We start from the raw sequence: 18800 nt of genomic DNA on the forward strand, positions 1-18800 counted from the left end.
GTTGTGGCTTCCCGAACAGCCAAGACAGAGTATGGAACAACGAGCAGCTTTACTTACGATGCACTGAACCGGGTCAGCACGTCTTCCCAATACAACCAGACGTATCAATATGATAACTGCGGCAACCGACAGACGATGACGACTAAGCAGCCGTTTGACCGACCCGACAGTACGACCACTTATGATAAACGGAATCACTTGAAAGCTGTAGTGCTTCCAAGCGGAAGTGTAATTTACCGATACAACGGGGATGGACTGCTATGGGAGCGAACAGAGAACAGGCAGACGAACCACTATTATGGGGACGTGGATCAGATATTGGCCGAAGCAACTGTCTCCGGTGGAACGGCAACGTTGAAAGCCCGTTACATTCGCGGCCAGGGATTGATCGCCCGCGAAGATGATAGGAACAAGGCGTATTATGTGCAGAACGGTCACGGCGATGTCGTCAACCTGGTGGGTCTCACAGGGATGGTCATAGGGAATAGTTACAGCTATGATATATTTGGTAATATTGCTGAGCAGCAGGAAACGATTGCACAGACCTTCAAATATTCCGACGAGATGCAGGATGCCTCAACAGGGCTCCAATATTTGCGGGCGAGATGGTATGATCCCAGTATCGGGTGGTTCATAGGAGAGGATACGTATGAAGGGGAACTTAGAAATCCATTAAGTCAGAACTTGTATACGTATGTGCATAATAATCCATTAACTAATATTGATCCGACTGGTAATTGGTGCACTTCTGCTGATGGAAATTTGTCTCGTCCGGGGGGGGGGGGGGGGGGGGGGGGGGGGGGGGGGGCAATGGTGGCAAAGCAGGATTCGAGATTTTTGGTGACGTAGGTACGTCAAAATATATCGATGATAGCATATTCTTTAATTTTGGTAGGGATATTATTGAGAATGGAAAAGTTACTGGGAAATTCTATCCTAAAAATGCTTTCCATATCGAAGCGGATAAAACGGGTATATCCAATGCATTTATTGGATGTGCATATGATAGTGAGTGTTTAAACTTTGTAACCTTTGGAGTATCAGGAGTCGTTGTGAAAGCCCCAGGAGTAGTCAAATCAGTTGGTAATGGTTTGAGTAAAGCATGGCCCTGGATAACAGGATTATTTGCAAAAACTAAATACATGGGTAAATCGTTTGAATCTTCTGGGAAGAGCGTACAATTGGGTGTTGATCCACGTACATTAAACCCCACCAAGGATTTAAGCACATTAAATCCTACTAGGGTCCAGAATGCTGTAAAGTATGGGGGAGACAAGACTATCATCGTTGATCGAAAGGGTAATGTACTTGATGGACATCATAGGTTACAAGATGCTATTAATACAGGTAAATCGGTAGATATACAAATTGGACATAACTAGGAGGCTCACGAATGAATAAAGAACTAGTGAAGTTTCTACTAATACTTAATAAATTACTTATTATTTCTCGATATAAAATAAATGAAACCAATGTATTGTCCACTCTTAACCTGATACAAAAAAAATCTGTTCATTTAATGAATGGTAGAGAAGAGGCTATAGAACAATTAATAGAGGAAGCACTGCTGATAGATGGTAAGATAATATTAGATATTGAAAATCAATATTCCAGTAGCTATAACGAAATTTTATCAGAAACTCAATGCAATACTATATTTCAATATCTCCAATTAATCAATGTCGTTATTGAGGAGATAAAAGCCTTAATTTTACTGAATAAATATCAAAGAGCATTCGAATTAGTGGATGCCATTCACTGCTTACCAGAAATGTTAATTCAAAAGAATTGGAATGCGAGGGAGTATTGGGAGGTATTTATACATCCATATAGAGAAAAATGGGATTCCTCTTTTTTGTTTGAAATGGAAAATACAGATATAAAATAACTTAAATTTGGTAGAAGCCAAATGCAAGTGTAACAATGAACTGTAACCCGTAAAATGTCACTTTTTTAAGTGTCCATCTTATGGGTTACAGTTCACAACACCATATGGCTTTCTCTTCACTTTTCACTCCCCCCCCCCCTCCCCCCCCCGGTAACGAATGAAGCAGGCGGCTGTAATCGAACTTAACCATCATTAGCTCAGTATGACATTTCAATATTTGTTTGTACGCACGAATTCGGGGCGGATGCTACCTACTGTCCGGCTGCATGGGGAGTCCGGAACGCGACTTCGCTGCAGAAGATTGTCACACTGTTTCGTAACCAGCCTCCACTGCCTCGGAGGATTAACCTGTATTCAATCATTATCATTGGGAATATGTTCGTAAGATTATGCTTTTTAGAGTAGGAAAATATACCCTTACATAGTTAACGAATAATTAGAGCGAAGTTTGATATGAAGGAGACCATTTTATCTCCTCTTGCTGCGGAATCATCATGGCGAAAACAAACTGGAGATCTAAAGCATGTAGACATGACGATGTTATTCTGACCAGCCCCATAATGACCTAAATAGGTCCCCACTGCTATGCAAAATATATTTGGCAATGTGGACGGAACGATTAAGAAGCAAGAGGCACGTATATGACTTGGCTTAACATTGATAAGCAGACGAAAATGGCGGTAAGCGCGTAAATTATAAACCCTTCATTGCTTATATTCCAGTTCGTGCTTTATAATGAATTCATTATGAATCATCATGTATTATCCGTGCCGTTTCATTTTCTGGCATGGAAGGAGCCGCTATTTAGCAAATATGTAATGGGTATTTTCTAGGAGACTATTTAAACATACGGGACCCGTATGTTCAAATGGTCTCCTTTTTTTGTGCCCAAAAACAAGGAGGAATTTGGAATGCGAGAATTTGTACCGGCTGGCTTCACCATGAGTCAGTCGCCGATCAAGTGGTTTTGGGTTTTCATCCACGAAACGCTGAGGAAGTATACCATCTACTCAGAAGATGAACTCAATGATCGGCGATGGGACTTGCACGATGAAGGATTTGATTTGCTCTGGGATTCTGCCATGAGCCGCCCCGAAGCAGTCCGGTATATGGAAGAGTTCTATCCGGATTACTCTCGGTTTGAACCGATCCCCACGCCTATTATATTCCGTCAGGCGTGTGACTTCATCAACAAGAACCATCGACATCATGTTGCTCCTCAAGGGATGAAGTTTGCCCTTGGTATTAGCAATGGCCAAAAGCTGGTCGGCGTTCTCACTGCGGGCAGACCAATAAGCCGTCATCAAGATGATGGACTCACGTTGGAGATTACCCGCGTCTGTGTGAACGGGGCTTACATTCATCTTTGCAGCAAGCTGTACGCCACGGCGCGGCGTATCGCGCGGGAGATGGGCTATCGCTCCCTCATCAGGTACATTGGATGAAGAATCCGGTTCAACTTTACGAGCTACCGGTTTCAGTTCATGGGTAAGAACACTGGTGGCAGTTGGAACAGTAATTCCTGCTCCAGGGTAGACAAGCATCCAACAGGACTTAAGAAACTCTGGAAAATCGAGATCAAAGGCGTTTAATCGGAAATCATCAAATTAATGGAGGTATATCGAAATGCCTTTGGTAAATTGGGTTTTATCGCCTTTCAAACAATGTGTACAGATGGGAATGATCTGCGCGATTCTATCGGCATTGTCGGATGAAGAGGTTCGACTTTACACCGTCCGAAGCAACGGACTTTCCGTTCATAGGTCACATAGACTTCCATCCTGGTTTACTTCCGATACACTGAACCGGGAAGCACGTCTTCTCAATACAATCAGACGTATCAATATGATAGCCGTGGCAACTGACAGACGATGACGACTAAGCAGCCGTTTGACCGACCCGACAGTACGACCACTTATGATAAACGGAACCACATGAAGGCTGTAGTGCTTCCAAGCGGAAGTGTAACTTACCTATGGGGATGGACTGCTATGGGAGTGAACAGAGAACGGACAGACGAACCACTATTATGGGGACGTGGATCAGATTGTGGCCGAAGCAACTGTCTCGGAAGAAAAGCAACGTTGAAAGCCCGATACATTCGCGGCCAGGGCCAGATCGCCCGCGAAGATGATAGGGCAAGGCTTATTATGTGCAGAACGGTCATGGCGATGTCGTCAACATGATGGATCGTATGGATGACCAGGCTGAACAGCAACAACTATGATATTTGGCAGTATTGCTGAGCAGAAGGAAACGATCGCGCAGCCCTTCAAATATTCCGGCGAGATGCAGGATGCCTCAACAGGGCTCCAATCTTGAAGCTGATTAAAACCATATTCTATGAAAAAAGAACAAGGTTGCCAATTAAGGCGGCCTTGTTCTTCTTTCTCAAACGAATTGCTTCTGTGAGGAGACAATACTTCTATAATCTTTGGGGGACATGCCTTCATTTTTTTTGAAACACTTGCTGAAGTAGAATGCATCATTAAATCCAACTAATTCCGATACTTCCCTAATATTATAATAGCCTTCCTTAATCAGTTCTTTAGCTTTGTTAATGCGCACTTGAATCAAATACTCGATCGGAGTGCTGCCGGTAATTTCTTTGAACATCACTTGTAGGTAAGATTTGCTTATTTGTATATAATTGGAAAGTTCTTGCATTTTAATTCGATGGGTGTAATTCTCCAGAATATATTGGGATACCTTATCGACCTTACGGATCTTGTCGTAATTAAGAGATTGTTTAGAAGAATGCCAGAGGAATAATAGATTCAGAATCTCCATGTAATATGCTCTTTCTTTTATTACTTTGTTAAACGTATTAGGTGATACCCATTCTTGGGAAAGCGATTGGAATAGAGAGAGTATTCTAGAAAATAAATGGGTGTCTTTGATTTGAAGAAAGGAGTTTATAGGAAGAGGAATGTCCTTTTTATACCAATGATCGTTATCATATAGTAAACAAGAGTATTGAAAATCCATGCCATAACATTTCATGGGGTTATTCTCAAAGGTATATCCCCACCTCACATCGCCAGGTTTAAAGTAGATTAAATCACCTTTGGATACATGATGTTCTTCATTGCAGCCAATCACTGCTTCTCCATCATAAACCAGAATGAAGGAATGCGTTTCCCAAACTTTCCTGGGGTTTACCCACGAGCCATTGACTTTCCTATGCACGACTCGGCTAAAATGAGGAACCATATTATGTAATTCGCCAAGTGCATCATTCATTCAATCGCCCTCTGATCTGAATATGAAATCATTGATTAAACAGATGGTATCACAAGTGGATATTTCATTTCAAGTGTGAATAATAGATACAACGTTGCTTGATCTGCAAGTCCATATGAAATGAGCTCCATCGCCGAAGTGCAATTATATAGTACATAAACAGGTTATTAATACATGGTTTAGACTTTGTTTATTATGATAGTATGGCCTTATTCCAGATTCAATCGATTGAGGAGGTCAAATTATGAGGATCCACTCCACGAACCCTTTATTTAATATCCGAAATAGCGTGCACCATCCAAGGTTTATTGCTCACCGTGGTTTCACTGTTGATGGGCCTGAGAATTCATTTCCTGCTTTTACGGCAGCCGGCGCCAAACGTTTCTGGGCGATCGAGACAGATGTCCACATTACACTGGATGGGGTTCTGGTCTGTAATCATGATAGTACAATTGACAAAATGTATGACGGGACAGGGAAGATCAGCGAGATGACGTGGGAAGATATCCAGAAGTATGCCATAAATGTCGGAAATCACGTTGAAACATTCCCATTGGATCAACGAAAGATGCCGACTTTTGAACAGTATCTTCGGATATGCAGGTATTATGGGAGTGTCCCCTTTATCGAGTTGAAAACGACAGGCATCGTTAATGCCGTACTTGAAATGGTTCGAGAATATAATATGGAAGATTATTCGGTGATCTCTACCACTAAATTACCGATGTTGAAAGAGGTTCGGGAAATTACAGAACGTCTATATATCCATCATATATTAAGTAATATGGAAACAGCACCGGAGTTAAGCGAATTAGGAAATGCAGGAATTCAACTTGACTACGCTGATGTATCTTTGGTGCCTGAATCGGATGTCAAGCATCTACACAATCTTGGCCTTAATGTATGCATTAGATCGCAGGATACGGAAGAAGGAGTCAAAAATGCGATCAAAATAGGAATGGACTACATACCGACGAATACCATTTATCGCCTGACTGTCTGAAGGCAATTGGCAATTCTATCGATCATCCGTATTAGACGAGAAGGAGAAGGTGAGACCTTACAAGATGAAATTTGATTTGCATACACATCATGACCGATGCGGTCACGCCGAAGGAAAGATTGAACAATATATTCAATCCGCCCTAAAGCAAGGACTTAAGGCGATTGGCATATCCGATCACTCTCCCTTCTTCGGTATGGAGGAGGATCAACCCTTACCCGGCATCGCGATGGCCAAGAGCGAGTTTCCCCATTACATCAAGGAAGTGCTCGAGCTTAAGAAGAAATACGAAGGTCAGATCGATGTGCTGTTGGGGGTAGAATCCGACTTCTTCCCCGAATATGCCGAAGTCTACAGACAAGTATATTCACAATATCCTCTTGACTATATCATCGGTTCCGTACACTATGTGGAAGGCATCACTATTTTCAATAGAAAACGCTGGGACCAGTTGGATGAAGCCGGCAAAATCAGGCTTAAGGACAAGTACCATGACCTGATCGTGCAATCCGCTCGCAGCGGGATGTTCGATATTCTAGGACATATTGACGCGATGAAGGGACGTTACCCTGAATTCAGTGAAATCCCATCCCGGAATCTGGAGAAAGCCATTAAGGCCATCGGCGAATGCGATATGACGATCGAGATTAATACCTCAGGCAGTACCAAGGATGTTGGCGGATGGTATCCGTCCGATCACATTCTCGAACTGGCATTGCACTCGGGCGTTAAGGTAACTATGGGTTCGGATGCCCATATTCCGGGAAGGGTAGCGGATGAATTCGAGTTTGTTACGAGGCGCTTGAAAGAAATCGGTTTCCATGAATGGGTTTATTTCAAAGAGAGAAAACGAATCAGCGTACCACTATAATGGCAAGCAAGATTGGTCTGCAAGCCGTATTGCACCCCTTAGAATAACACTGGGAAACCCTTTGGGTGTGTCCCATGGAAATTCTTGGGGGTGCATTTTCCTGTTCAACATCCCCTTTGCCGTGGTTGGCAGCTATAGGGTTCATTAGCAAGTTTGTGCCTTCCACGCATGCTATTCGGATCGTCTACAATAAAGGAGCAAATCTGCTAGGTAAATTATGATGAGTAACGTGAATTAGAGAAGGAGAGCGATTTTGAATGGAAAAGGGCTATGATGTGCTGATCGTCGATGATGAACCGATCATTCGCAAGGGTTTAAAGAAGATGGTAGAAGTGAGTGGCCGTCCGATCGCTGAGATTCGCATTGCTTCTTCTGGAGAAGAAGCGCTTGAGCGTATAAAGGAATCACTTCCTCACTTTGTATTTACAGACATTCGTATGTCTGATATGGATGGAATCGAACTATCCAAAATCATTCAGCAGCAAGGTTGGCCCTTGCAAGTCGTCGTCATTTCGGGCTTCGGGGAATTTCAATATGCTCAGAAATGTTTATCCTATGGTGTCAAGGAATTCTTACTTAAGCCGGTCCGATCAGATGAGTTCGGCAGAGTGCTGGATAAGTTGATCGACGGCGTCGGAATATCGAAAGCAAGAATAAGCCTTTCTATGTTGGAATTTGATATCGGCATGGAACGGATCAGTGATGCGATCTGGTACTTGAATGAGGACAACTTGCATTCGTGTCTAACTGATTGGAAGCGCTATACCGTCACACTTCATCTGACAATGCAAGACTTTATCCAGCTGTATCAAGACGGACTTGATCGTGTAAACAAGCTTCTTAATCAGAAGGACATATACCCATTCGATAAAGTGCCTAATTTGGTGTCAGCCTCGAACGCGATGCTGGATGAAGGACTTGTATGTGCGCATTTTGAACAATCGATCTTTTCGATATTTCAAGATTTGCAGCGTAAGCGTAAGGGGAACGTTATTGACCCCATCAAAGCGGCCAAGGACTATATTGAGTCGCATTTAAATAAAGAAGTTTCGCTGGAGGAGGTGGCTGTTTATTTGGGGCTGAATCCCTCCTATTTCAGCCAGCTCTTCAAACAAACGACCCGGGAGACATTCGTGCACTTTCGTATGAAGAAGAGGATGGAAAGGGCACAACGACTGCTGCATAATGCTTCGCACCGCATGTACGATATCGCGGAAGAGGTCGGCTATACGGATTACTCACATTTTGCCAAGACGTTTAAGAAATGGTTTGGTATCTCTCCTACAGAGTATCGATCAAAGCTCGGGATCGATTAGGAGGTGCATGCAATGAATCATTTCTCTTTGTCGCGACGACTAATTTTGTATTTCTCCATCGTGATTGTAGTTACATTGTCGCTGGTTGGCATTTACTCCTATGTGGCTGCATCGAAGGTGTTGGATGAACAACAGGAAAGCAGGCTGCGGCAGATCGTTGGCGGTACGGTCAATCAGACCGAATTGTATTTACAAAGCTACGAGCGAGCCGGGAATGTCCTCATAACGAATGATAGTGTCAAGCGTTTTTTGGATATAGATCCAAAGGACAGCTACTCCTACATTACGTATTTAAATGCGATCAAAAGGGACGCGATCGCCACCGCATTCGAGCATTTTCCACATATGAATTCCATTTATTTACTCGGTAAACACGGTCGTTATATTCTTGAAAACAATTATGTTGCCCCTTATTATGAAATTGACAATCCCAGAGAATTGTATGATACGTACGCTGATATTATACAAAACAACAGCCGAATGCATATTCTCAACATGGCTTTAAGACCGGAATCGGATCGACGCGTTATTACGCTGGTGCGTCCTTTTCGCGGTTATTCGTCCTTTGATTACAACGGTGTGTTGGCCATAGAAATCAATGTTGCGGAGTTATCGACGTTGTGGGAGAGAATCGATCTTGGGCATGGGGGTTATTTTTTTATTGTGGATTCGGAGGGGCGTTATATATTCCATCCCGACGAAGATCAATTCGGTCAACCGGTCCCTGCATTTATCGCCGATTCCTTACAGGGTGACGAAGGTTCTATCATCGTAACTGATGAATCAGGAGCAAAGCATATGAATGTATGGAATTATTCCCCTTATTCCCGCTGGAAACTTGTCGTTTCCGTACCCATGAAGGAGCTGCGACTGCCTGCAACCGTGGTAAGGAATGTCGTGATTAGTGTTGGAGGATTCGCTTTGGTACTTGGTTTATTGATGGCTTTCCGTATTGCCCAATCCATCACCAAGCCAATCAAGATATTGAAAGAAGGCATGCGCCAGACCGAGCGGGGCAATTGGCAGATGATCCCGAAGTTGGTGAGAAAGGATGAGATCGGGTCACTGATCCAAAGCTACAACAAGATGGTGAAGAGGCTTTCAGAAATGATCGAGAAGGTATATAAATCTGAGCTTGAGCGCCAGCGTGCAGAGTTTCAAGCTCTGCAGTTGCAGATTAATCCGCATTTCCTATACAACACCCTTGAGACGATCAATTGTTATGCAGTAATTAAAGAATCCAATGAAATTAGAGAAATCGTTGATGCTATGGCTTTTATGCTGCGTTATGCACTTCATATGAATCTGAATGAGATTACGGTTGCGAACGAACTAAACCATGTTCGGAATTACTTGATTATTCTAAACCATCGTATGGAGCATGAGTTTGAAATCGATGTGGATATCGCGTCTGAATTGTTACTAGAGAAGATGGTGCGATTTACGCTGCAACCGCTTATCGAGAACGCATTCGAGCATGGCTTCCGCAAGAGAATCGCAGAGCAACATCGAATTCGTATACATGCCTGGATAGATGAGCACGATTTTTGCATGACGGTAGAGGATAACGGGTCAGGGATATCCGCAGAGAAGCTAGCGGAAATAAGATCAACACTGCTGTCGAAGCAACTTTCCAATAAAATTCCGCAGGGAAGACTCGGGGACAGTATAGGGCTGTTAAATGTACATCGGCGCATCCAGATGGCCCAGGGTGAACAATATGGACTATCCATCGATAGCTATCCAGGCAAGGGGACGATGGTCACGATCCGAATGTACCTTGAAGGCAGGGATACCTTCTATTGAATGACCTAAAAAAAAACCATGATGGATAAAATGAATTCCTGTTCTGGCGGGTTGGCAGGCGATAAGATAGGGAGACAAAATAAAGAAGGAGGCATATCTTTTGAAATCACAACCCGCAACAGCTGATCGCCCGCCCGCTCGCCAAATTCAGGAGGTACCATTGCTTCGCTATATATTGAAGCATAAAATGCTGTATTTGCTATCGCTGCCAGGAATCATTTACTTCATTATATTCAAGTATATTCCGTTGGCTGGCGTTGTTATAGCCTTTCAGGATTATAATATTTTTAAGGGCTTCTCGGGAAGTGAGTGGGTGGGACTGGAACATTTCCAAAGAATGTTCCAGTATATGGATTTCTTGCGAATACTAAAAAATACGTTACTTATCGCCCTTTATGACTTGTTGTTTGCATTTCCTGCCCCGATTATCATCGCACTCTTGTTGAATGAAATTCGCTTACTGATGTACAAGCGTATCATTCAGACGGTCATCTACATGCCCCACTTTCTTTCCTGGGTCATTATAGGAGGTATTTCCATGGCCGTTCTTGGTGTTGATCAAGGACTGTGGAATCATATTCGTGATTGGTTCGGACTTGAACGGCTGTTCTTCCTGGGAGATGCGAAATATATTCGCGAAGTCCTTGTCGGCGCAGGGATATGGCGGGACACGGGCTGGGGGACGGTTGTTTATTTGGCCGCGATCGCAGGAATTAATCCAGTATTGTATGAAGCCGCCGAGGTGGACGGAGCGAATCGTTGGAAGCAGACGATATCGATCACCGTTCCATCGCTATTGCCGACAATTGTCATTTTATTTCTACTGCAGATTGGCAACTTCCTAGACTTTGGTTTTGAGCGGGTCTATATATTTCTGAACACACTGAATATTTCCAGTGGAGATATTTTGGATACGTATATTTATCGGGTAGGTTTGCTTGATATGCAACTAAGCTATACAACCGCCATAGGTATGTTCAAGTCTGTTGTAGGGTTGTTGTTACTTGTACTCGGAAATACAATCAGCCGTAGAGCAACTGGCGAGAGCTTGTATTAGGAGGTGAGGATCAAATGAGAAAAGTTACAAAAGGAATGCGCATTTTTCAGCTTTTTAATGTGATATTCCTTGGATTAGTCGGAAGCGTTTCGATCATACCGATTGTGAATGTATGGGCACAATCGTTCAGTGGAGCTAATGCAATTCTGAACGGCAAAGTATTATTGTGGCCGGTCAATTTTACGCTAATTAATTATGATTATGTGCTTCACAACGAAACGATCTGGAGAGCGTTTGCGATTTCTATCTTTCTGGCATCTGTTGGGACAATGATCAATCTGGTGATGACGTCTTCACTTGCCTACCCGCTTTCACGGCCGGAGTATCGGGGTTCCCGCGTAATCCTGTTGTTTATTATGTTTACGATGATCTTTAGCGCCCCGCTGGTGCCGGTCTATTTATGGATAAAGCAGCTCCAGTTGCTCGATACGCTTTGGGTCTTAATTATTCCCGGTGCCATTAGCGCGTTTAACTTCTTTGTCATGCGTTCGTTCTTCCAGTCAATTCCTTCCGAACTTATAGACAGCGGGCGTATGGACGGCTGCGGAGAAGCTCGCATTTTGTGGGGGATTGTCCTACCGTTGACCAAGCCGGTGATGGCGACGATCGGCTTGTTTTATGCAGTCAATCATTGGAACAACTATACATCTGCTGTTTATTTTATTAATGACCGAAAGCTCTATCCTTTGCAAGTGAAGGTTCAAGAGATTATTTCCAATGCAAGTATGGTTATGCAAGAGGGTGTGTCCATCGATATCAGTCAGATGACGCCAGAAGGGATTAAGATGGCCGTCGTTCTCGTATCGGCGCTTCCTATGATTATCGTTTACCCGTTCTTGCAGCGCTATTTCGTTAAGGGATTGCTCATTGGCTCGATCAAATCGTAAGCCATCACCTAAAAAAAAACCAGAAATCATAAAGAAAAACAATGTACCTTTCGTCTGCATGGCATTAGAGTAAATAAAGAATATTGGCGATATTCATAATATTGAAACATTGGGGGAGTAGAAGTGAGTAAGAAAAGAGTGCTTTTGGCAGCGGTTTCAATGGTCCTCGCGTCTGGCGTATTGTCGGCATGCAGCAGTTCGAATAATGGAAATAATGAGGGGACCGGAAATCCGAAGAAGAGTGCAGATCCATCTCAGCAAGAGGAGGCAGCCAAATTTTCTCTGGTCTTTACCGGCCGCGGGCAGTATGTTGAATCGCTTACTGATATCAATAAGGATCCATATGTAATGGAGATGGAAAAGCTGTCGGGAACTGATCTGGATATCCAGTTGATTCTAGATAAGGATTTTGACCAAAAAATGACGTTATTGATGAGTTCAGGGGATATCCCGGATGTGGTTCTTGCGAGAGGGGGAATTTATGATTCGGCGCTTGCTGGAGGAGCTAAGGCAGGAGTGTTTATGGAACTGGACGACTTGCTGAAGGAGCATGGTCAAACCTTGCTGGAGAAGATCCCACAGGCGGCATGGGATCGAGTCAAACTTGACGGCAAGATTATGGGGATCCCTGCCTGGAGATCAGTTACGAACAGCGAAGCTACCTATATTCGAAAAGATTTTATGGAGAAAGCTGGGATCACCGAAGTACCGAAAACAGTGGACGAATACTTGGACATGCTGAGGGCATTTAAGAAAAATGGCGTGGAAGTACCAATGCTGGCTCAAGATAAATTCAGGCAGTCGAAGCAATTCTTTGGGGCGTATGATGTCCACCCTACACAATATGAATTAATCGATGGCCAGGTAGTTCCAAAGTTTTTCAAAGTGGATGCCATGATGAAAGCGTTGAATGTTTACAAGACGTTACTTGACGAGGAACTAATCAGCAAGGAATTTACGACGAATAATGCAAACAATCTGGCCAACAACGTATACACCAATAAGCACGGCTTATTTATGCTCGGACCGGCATCGCTGAACGCTGTGAATGCCAAATTATTGGACTTGAATGCCGAGGGAGAATTTATCAATGCAATGTCCCCAGTGGGGCCGGACGGCAAGGGAGGACCACCGGAAGGCAGTCCCGTCGTTTCGGTGATCATGGTGAATAGCAAAGTGTCTCAGGAGAAAGCGGAGAATATTATCAAATTCTTTGAGTGGCAAGTGTCTGAGGAAGGCGCAAAATTCCATACGTATGGGATTGAAGGAAAAACGTATACGGAGGAAAATGGCAAGATCAACTATACTCTGCCTACAGAACCAGAAGAGATTAACCGACAAGAATTCCATCAACATTACTTATGGTGGATTAACGAGAAGTCTTACCAGCCAAGAGAACTAATCGATCCCGCATCCAAGCCAGTTATCGATTGGCTGACGAATGAACTGGTGAAGGAAGGCCGCGGTTCGATTGAATTCGATCCGCCGCTGGAAGGAATTCAGAAAAATCCTGACTTGGCGGGCGATTCCGACTTCATCATGGAGCATATTATGAAAATGATCTATGGGCAAGAACCAATTACGAACTGGCCCAATGTGATTGAAGAATGGAAGAAGCGCGGTGGAACCGGGCTTATCGAAGAAGCGACCGAACGCTACAATAGCAAGGATGGAGTATACCTGCCGATTGACTAGGTAATTACACGGGTTAAGCACACTTCCACTTGGTCGAAAGATGATGACCAGGCTGAAGTGTGTTTTCTCTTTGGGTTTCAAGTCGATAAGTACCTGTTACGAAGTGAAATCGAAGTAAGGTGGGAACGGGATATGGCTAGCAAAGATAAGAATAAGCCGAACATCGTATTTATTTTGACTGACGATCAGGGGCACTGGGCGATGGGGTGTGCGGGAAACGACGAGATCAGAACACCGAATATGGACGCATTAGCGGATAGAGGTGTACGTTTTGAAAACTTCTTTTGCGTCTCGCCGGTATGCTCCCCTTCACGAGCTTCGTTGATGACAGGGAAAATACCTTCCTGTCATGGCGTTCAGGATTGGATTAAGGTTGGGAATATGCATTACGAAGGGCAAGCAATCGAATATTTAAAGGATCATAAAGGGTATACGGATTATTTGGCTGAGAACGGCTATGTATGCGGGATATCAGGGAAGTGGAATCTAGGTGATAGCTTGAAGCCGCAGAAGAGCTTCTCGCACTGGTTTGTGCACAGAGCTTCTGGATCGTCCTACAACGATATACCGATGGTAAGGGAAGGTGACGTTGTCGAAACCAAAGGTTATCTAACGGATGTCATAACTGAGGATGCGCTTGAATTCATCGACAGTCAAAGTCAGCATGACAATCCATTCTATATAAGCATTCACTATACTGCACCGCATAGTCCGTATATTGATCAACATCCTGGGGATCTTGTAGCTTCTTATGATGATTGCGAGTTTAAAAGCTGCCCACAAGATCCGACTCACGAATGGGGTCAAGAATATCCCATTACTCTGCAATACAGTGACTCACTTGCATCGCCAGAGAGGACACGACCCATCGACGTCAAAGAGCATCTTAAAGGGTACTATGCTTCGATTACTGCAGTAGATAACAATCTTGGCAAGATTGTAAAGAAAATTGAGTCATTAAACCTTTCAGAAAGCACACTTATTATATTTACCGGAGATAACGGATTTAACTGTGGTCATCACGGCATTTGGGGCAAAGGCAACTCAACGTACCCTCACAATCTATATGATACTTCTGTCAAAGTCCCAGCGATCTTCAGCCAGCCTGGCCGTATACCTCAAGGGGTTGTAAGCAGTGCGCTAGTAAGCGGTTATGATGTAATGCCTACATTATTAGACCATGCCGGCGTTACTTTTACACCAGAAGAGAAGATGCCTGGAAGGAGCCTAGGTCCCATCATGCAAGGCACATCGTCAGATGATGAAGAATCTGTCTTTGTATTTGATGAGTTGGGTGCTGCGCGAATGATTCGGACAAAAGAATGGAAATATATTCATCGTTATCCGCTAGGGCCATGTGAATTGTACGATTTAACGCAAGATCCGGGTGAGAAATACAATTTGCTCGATAAACAGAATGCAAAGCTAGACTCGCCAGATCAGGATGATTTAGTCGCAAAGTTGAAGCATCAGATGGAATTATGGTTTTCTAAGTATTCCGATCCTGATAAAGACGGACGTCACTCAGGCGTGTCGGGAAGAGGACAAATTAACTTAGTTGGCCTTCAATCAGAAGGGAAGCCTTCATTTAATCCTCTGGAAAAGGTCAAGAACATTTTATCTCATGAAAGGTAGTATACGATGAATGTACTGGATGTCATATCGATTGACCTTTTATCTCAGAATTGGCTTGATAATAGGGAAATTTTTTTACGTATTATTATAAGCGGAATCCTCGGATTGCTTATCGGCTGGGGTCGAACAAACAAACACAAGCCGGCAGGTGTCAAAACCTATTCATATGTTACATTGTCATGTACTTTAATCACAATTATTTCTATACATAGTGCTGCCCAGTACAGTGGAGATTTTGAATCAACGATGATGGACCCAATGCGCCTTGCGGCACAAATTGTCACAGGACTTGGATTTATCGGAGCCGGTGTTATTCTAAAAGACGGTTTACAAGTGAAAGGATTAACTTCAGCAGCCATGATTTTTTTTTCAGGTGGGATCGGAATTGGAATTGGTGCAGGCTTTTACGAATTTACCATCTTTGCCATGATTACATCCATGGTGATTTCAAAAATCGGAAGCTTTCTGGAAAGAAAACTAGAACGCAAACAGCAAAAGGCGGATCCTATTCCATTCGACTGGGAATTAAAGCTTTAAACCAAAGGAGGATCAGCCATTGAAGCTGGCGGTTGGCATTATCCTTGATTTTATTGAGCATCATTCATGTCATTTATGGAGAAAAAGCACATATCAGTTTATTAAGGAAACTGGATTCAAATGAAAGCTTAATAGGTTTGTTAGATCAGATAATCGTTAATCATGTGCCTTCAGCCCAGTTGCCTGTAATATTAAACCGCAATCTTTTTATGTGCCTTTTCTGCAGTTTTTACCACGATCACTTTCAGACTTAGCCGCAATGGAGCGTTGGCATGTTCTACGGAAAAAGTCTTTTTTATTTTTATGAGATTTTTCACAAACGCTTTGAATCCCTTCTCCTCGTTATCGGACATCACTTTTCATAAAGTGTTGACATTTACACTAGTGTCATACTTTAGAATTTGCTTTGAGGGTAATGAAACCTAACCATATAAGGAGGAAACAATATGAGTCGATTATCAGATAGAGATGAAGCAATAACAATGAGCAACGACCGCTCACCGGTGACCGTCATCGGTTTAGGTCTCATGGGCAAGGCGCTGGCCGCCGCTTTCTTGAAGGGGAGCCACTCAACAACCGTCTGGAACCGTTCTGCAGGGAAAGCCGATGACCTCGTCGATCTGGGAGCGGTTCGTGCTGAGACAATATCTGAAGCGGTGTCTGCGAGCAAGGTGGTGGTTGTCTGCTTGTCTACCTATGAAGTTATGGATGAGCTTCTGGCTCCCCTGGGTAATGAACTCTCAGGGCGTGTACTCATTAACCTTACCAACGGAACACCGGACGACGCCCGCAAGACTGCAAAGTGGGCTATCGACTGCGGTGTCGACTATTTGGACGGGGCGATCATGGCCGTTCCACAGATGATTGGAGCGTCCGATGCCCTTCTCTTTTATGGTGGACAACAGGACCTCTTCCAGGCACACGAGCCGTTGTTAAAGCTCCTTGGGGGCAACACTACCTATCTAAGTGATGATCCCGGTGTTCCCATGCTGTATAACTTGGCGCTCTTGACGATACTCTATGGAACCGGAGAAGGTATGCTACACGCGCAAGCCATGCTGAGTACGGCGAACATCTCCGCGACACAATTTCAGCCTTACGCGGCTGCGTGGTTTAACAACGTGATTCTACCGTTATTTTCGTCCCTTGATGCCGCGCGTGAAGTTGACGAGGGTGATTATGCCACAGAGGTGTCGAATATCAATACCAACCGGTTAGCGCTTGGACACATTATAAAAGCAAGCGAGGAATTGGATATATCTGCCAAGTGGCTGGCTCCCAATAAAGCTTTATTAGATCAAATGGTTAACGATGGCTACGGCGAGGATAGCCCTTTTCGTGCATTCGAGACCATCAGTCCGGTGCGGCGGAATAAACGTTCATAATCGAAATTGTCAGATCGACTTGCGTCACAACGGTCGCTCATGACCCCTCCAACGATTTTGCGAGATAAGAGATCCATGAGAGTGGACACGTTTCTGAAGCTGATCAAATGCCTTCGTCTGGAATCTTTTGCGTTCTATCGTTTTGCGGTAGCGGCCATCTTCTATATACTAGTCATGATGTGATATACAGCCAGCTGACTCCTGAGGAGAAAAGCTGGCTTTTACTCATTAAGGGAATGTTCAGAGCGGAAGCCGTCCAACTGACGGGCAAATTCGGCTCACACTCAGCTGGAAAGAGGGGATTTTTGGCCGGGATCGAATTACTTCTTATTACGCCGGATAAGGAGGAACAGCATGTCTAGCAATGGGAAATGTTTATTGCTGCTTCGACCGATCGAAGAAAAGGAGATTTTGAACCTGAATTCTCAATAAGAATTTATGGGGAGGAATCCACGTGGAAAAGACAATGAGGGCTTTGTTAAACGATTCAATCTTGAAGGAAGCCGCAGGCATGTATGGATTTGATCATGGCGGGTTGACCGACTTGCACGGGTTTCAAAATTTTGTTTATCTTGCGGAGCGGGATTTGCAAGCGTATATTTTAAGAATAGCCCACAGCTCCCATCGGTCGTTGGAAATGACGGAGGCCGAGCTGAAATGGATTCAATATTTGGTTCGCCACGGGGTGAATGCGGCCGCGCCGATCACTTCGATTGACGGCAAGCTTGCGGGTAGGGTGAAGCTTGACGATTCTTATTTTGTGGTGACTGCTTTTGAGAAAGCGGCCGGCGGCAAGCCTGACTATATGACGTATCTGGAAAACAACGATATGATCCGGAAGCTGGGCCGCATGACTGGGAAAATTCACGCTTTATCAAAAAAATTCCCGGCTGACAAGAGATGCTTGCAGCGGAAGAATTGGTATGGAAATCATTACCTGAGCAAATTTGCGGATTATATTCCTGCTCCCTATACGCATGTGATAGAGAAAACCAATCAGTTTCTGAACGTTCTGCATTCATTGCCTCGGGATCCGGATTGTTTCGGCTTGATTCATGGGGATATCCATCTGAACAATTTCCATGCTCATAACGGCGAGCTGACCCTTTTTGATTTTGATGAATGTGAATACAATTGGTATGTGGCGGATATCGCCAATCCGCTGTTCTATGTGACACCCCTTCCGAGCGATGGCAAAGAGAAACGGGATCGGGCAGCGAAGCGGTTTTACGATCATTTTATGGACGGGTATGCCCGGGAGAATACGCTTGACGCGTTGTGGCTGAAGCGGATGCCGATGTTCCTCAGACTCCGTGAAATTCTGGTATATTCGGGCGCTTTCCGCAGTCTGGATTTAAATGATCTGCATCCCTGGTCGAAAGAAATGATCGAGACGACAACAAGAAATCTTGAACATGATTTGCCTTTTCTGGCGATCGATTTTGCGTAAGCAGCAGGAAGATATGACTGATAGGGA

Annotated in this window: 16 protein-coding genes; 15 read left to right on the plus strand and 1 reads right to left on the minus strand. The window is 44.0% G+C overall.

All coding sequences use genetic code 11. The features are described from left to right. Positions 1–3: 3 nt before the first annotated feature. The 4 genes from IEY46_RS06485 (at position 4) to IEY46_RS06500 (ending at position 3333) form a co-directional block, all read left to right on the plus strand. Positions 4–849 carry an RHS repeat-associated core domain-containing protein gene (locus tag IEY46_RS06485; protein ID WP_188990256.1) on the plus strand — a complete coding sequence of 282 codons (846 nt, stop codon included), beginning with the start codon at positions 4–6 and terminating at the stop codon, positions 847–849. A 203-nt stretch (positions 850–1052) separates the two neighbouring features. Then, entirely contained in the window at positions 1053–1382 is a 330-nt protein-coding gene (locus tag IEY46_RS06490) for a ParB N-terminal domain-containing protein (RefSeq protein ID WP_188990258.1), read from the plus strand. A gap of 11 nt (positions 1383–1393) precedes the next feature. Next, complete coding sequence (locus tag IEY46_RS06495) at positions 1394–1888, plus strand: hypothetical protein (protein WP_188990260.1); 495 nt, start codon at positions 1394–1396, stop codon at positions 1886–1888. A 911-nt stretch (positions 1889–2799) separates the two neighbouring features. Beyond that, complete coding sequence (locus IEY46_RS06500) at positions 2800–3333, plus strand: XF1762 family protein (RefSeq protein ID WP_188990262.1); 534 nt, start codon at positions 2800–2802, stop codon at positions 3331–3333. Positions 3334–4279: 946 nt separating this feature from the next. On the opposite strand, the gene IEY46_RS06505 is transcribed toward IEY46_RS06500, so the two are convergent. Further along, complete coding sequence (locus tag IEY46_RS06505; protein ID WP_188990264.1) at positions 4280–5131, minus strand: helix-turn-helix transcriptional regulator; 852 nt, start codon at positions 5129–5131, stop codon at positions 4280–4282. A gap of 244 nt (positions 5132–5375) precedes the next feature. On the opposite strand from IEY46_RS06505, the gene IEY46_RS06510 reads away from it, so the two are divergent. The 11 genes from IEY46_RS06510 (at position 5376) to IEY46_RS06560 (ending at position 18773) form a co-directional block, all read left to right on the plus strand. Further along, entirely contained in the window at positions 5376–6134 is a 759-nt protein-coding gene (locus IEY46_RS06510; protein WP_188990266.1) for a glycerophosphodiester phosphodiesterase family protein, read from the plus strand. 64 nt (positions 6135–6198) lie between these two features. Beyond that, on the plus strand, positions 6199–7005 hold the full coding sequence (locus IEY46_RS06515; RefSeq protein ID WP_188990268.1) for a histidinol-phosphatase: 807 nt from the start codon (positions 6199–6201) through the stop codon (positions 7003–7005). Positions 7006–7262: 257 nt separating this feature from the next. After that, entirely contained in the window at positions 7263–8321 is a 1059-nt protein-coding gene (locus IEY46_RS06520; protein WP_188990270.1) for a response regulator transcription factor, read from the plus strand. A gap of 12 nt (positions 8322–8333) precedes the next feature. After that, positions 8334–10127 (plus strand): sensor histidine kinase, encoded by a 1794-nt coding sequence (locus IEY46_RS06525; protein WP_188990272.1) that lies wholly within the window; start codon positions 8334–8336, stop codon positions 10125–10127. A gap of 100 nt (positions 10128–10227) precedes the next feature. Further along, on the plus strand, positions 10228–11184 hold the full coding sequence (locus tag IEY46_RS06530) for an ABC transporter permease (RefSeq protein ID WP_373288768.1): 957 nt from the start codon (positions 10228–10230) through the stop codon (positions 11182–11184). Positions 11185–11198: 14 nt separating this feature from the next. After that, positions 11199–12071, plus strand: coding sequence for a carbohydrate ABC transporter permease (locus IEY46_RS06535; RefSeq protein WP_188990274.1), 873 nt, complete (start codon positions 11199–11201; stop codon positions 12069–12071). Positions 12072–12194: 123 nt separating this feature from the next. Continuing rightward, positions 12195–13766, plus strand: coding sequence for an extracellular solute-binding protein (locus IEY46_RS06540; protein ID WP_188990276.1), 1572 nt, complete (start codon positions 12195–12197; stop codon positions 13764–13766). Positions 13767–13898: 132 nt separating this feature from the next. Then, positions 13899–15401, plus strand: coding sequence for a sulfatase family protein (locus IEY46_RS06545; protein ID WP_188990278.1), 1503 nt, complete (start codon positions 13899–13901; stop codon positions 15399–15401). Between the two features lie 6 nt (positions 15402–15407). Then, positions 15408–15938, plus strand: coding sequence for an MgtC/SapB family protein (locus IEY46_RS06550; RefSeq protein ID WP_188990280.1), 531 nt, complete (start codon positions 15408–15410; stop codon positions 15936–15938). A gap of 446 nt (positions 15939–16384) precedes the next feature. Continuing rightward, positions 16385–17323 carry an NAD(P)-dependent oxidoreductase gene (locus IEY46_RS06555; protein ID WP_229750106.1) on the plus strand — a complete coding sequence of 313 codons (939 nt, stop codon included), beginning with the start codon at positions 16385–16387 and terminating at the stop codon, positions 17321–17323. Between the two features lie 454 nt (positions 17324–17777). Next, on the plus strand, positions 17778–18773 hold the full coding sequence (locus IEY46_RS06560) for a phosphotransferase enzyme family protein (protein WP_188990282.1): 996 nt from the start codon (positions 17778–17780) through the stop codon (positions 18771–18773). The last annotated feature ends 27 nt before the right edge of the window (positions 18774–18800 follow it).

It is taken from the genome of Paenibacillus nasutitermitis, assembly GCF_014641075.1.
In the GTDB taxonomy this organism is placed as follows: domain Bacteria; phylum Bacillota; class Bacilli; order Paenibacillales; family Paenibacillaceae; genus Paenibacillus_Z; species Paenibacillus_Z nasutitermitis.

Coding starts and splice junctions, on each gene's coding strand:
- IEY46_RS06495 (WP_188990260.1), top strand. CDS start 1,394: ATGAATAAAGAACTAGTGAAGTTTCTACTAATACTTAATAAATTACTT.
- IEY46_RS06500 (WP_188990262.1), top strand. CDS start 2,800: ATGCGAGAATTTGTACCGGCTGGCTTCACCATGAGTCAGTCGCCGATC.
- IEY46_RS06505 (WP_188990264.1), bottom strand. CDS start 5,131: ATGAATGATGCACTTGGCGAATTACATAATATGGTTCCTCATTTTAGC.
- IEY46_RS06510 (WP_188990266.1), top strand. CDS start 5,376: ATGAGGATCCACTCCACGAACCCTTTATTTAATATCCGAAATAGCGTG.
- IEY46_RS06515 (WP_188990268.1), top strand. CDS start 6,199: ATGAAATTTGATTTGCATACACATCATGACCGATGCGGTCACGCCGAA.
- IEY46_RS06520 (WP_188990270.1), top strand. CDS start 7,263: ATGGAAAAGGGCTATGATGTGCTGATCGTCGATGATGAACCGATCATT.
- IEY46_RS06525 (WP_188990272.1), top strand. CDS start 8,334: ATGAATCATTTCTCTTTGTCGCGACGACTAATTTTGTATTTCTCCATC.
- IEY46_RS06535 (WP_188990274.1), top strand. CDS start 11,199: ATGAGAAAAGTTACAAAAGGAATGCGCATTTTTCAGCTTTTTAATGTG.
- IEY46_RS06545 (WP_188990278.1), top strand. CDS start 13,899: ATGGCTAGCAAAGATAAGAATAAGCCGAACATCGTATTTATTTTGACT.
- IEY46_RS06550 (WP_188990280.1), top strand. CDS start 15,408: ATGAATGTACTGGATGTCATATCGATTGACCTTTTATCTCAGAATTGG.
- IEY46_RS06555 (WP_229750106.1), top strand. CDS start 16,385: ATGAGTCGATTATCAGATAGAGATGAAGCAATAACAATGAGCAACGAC.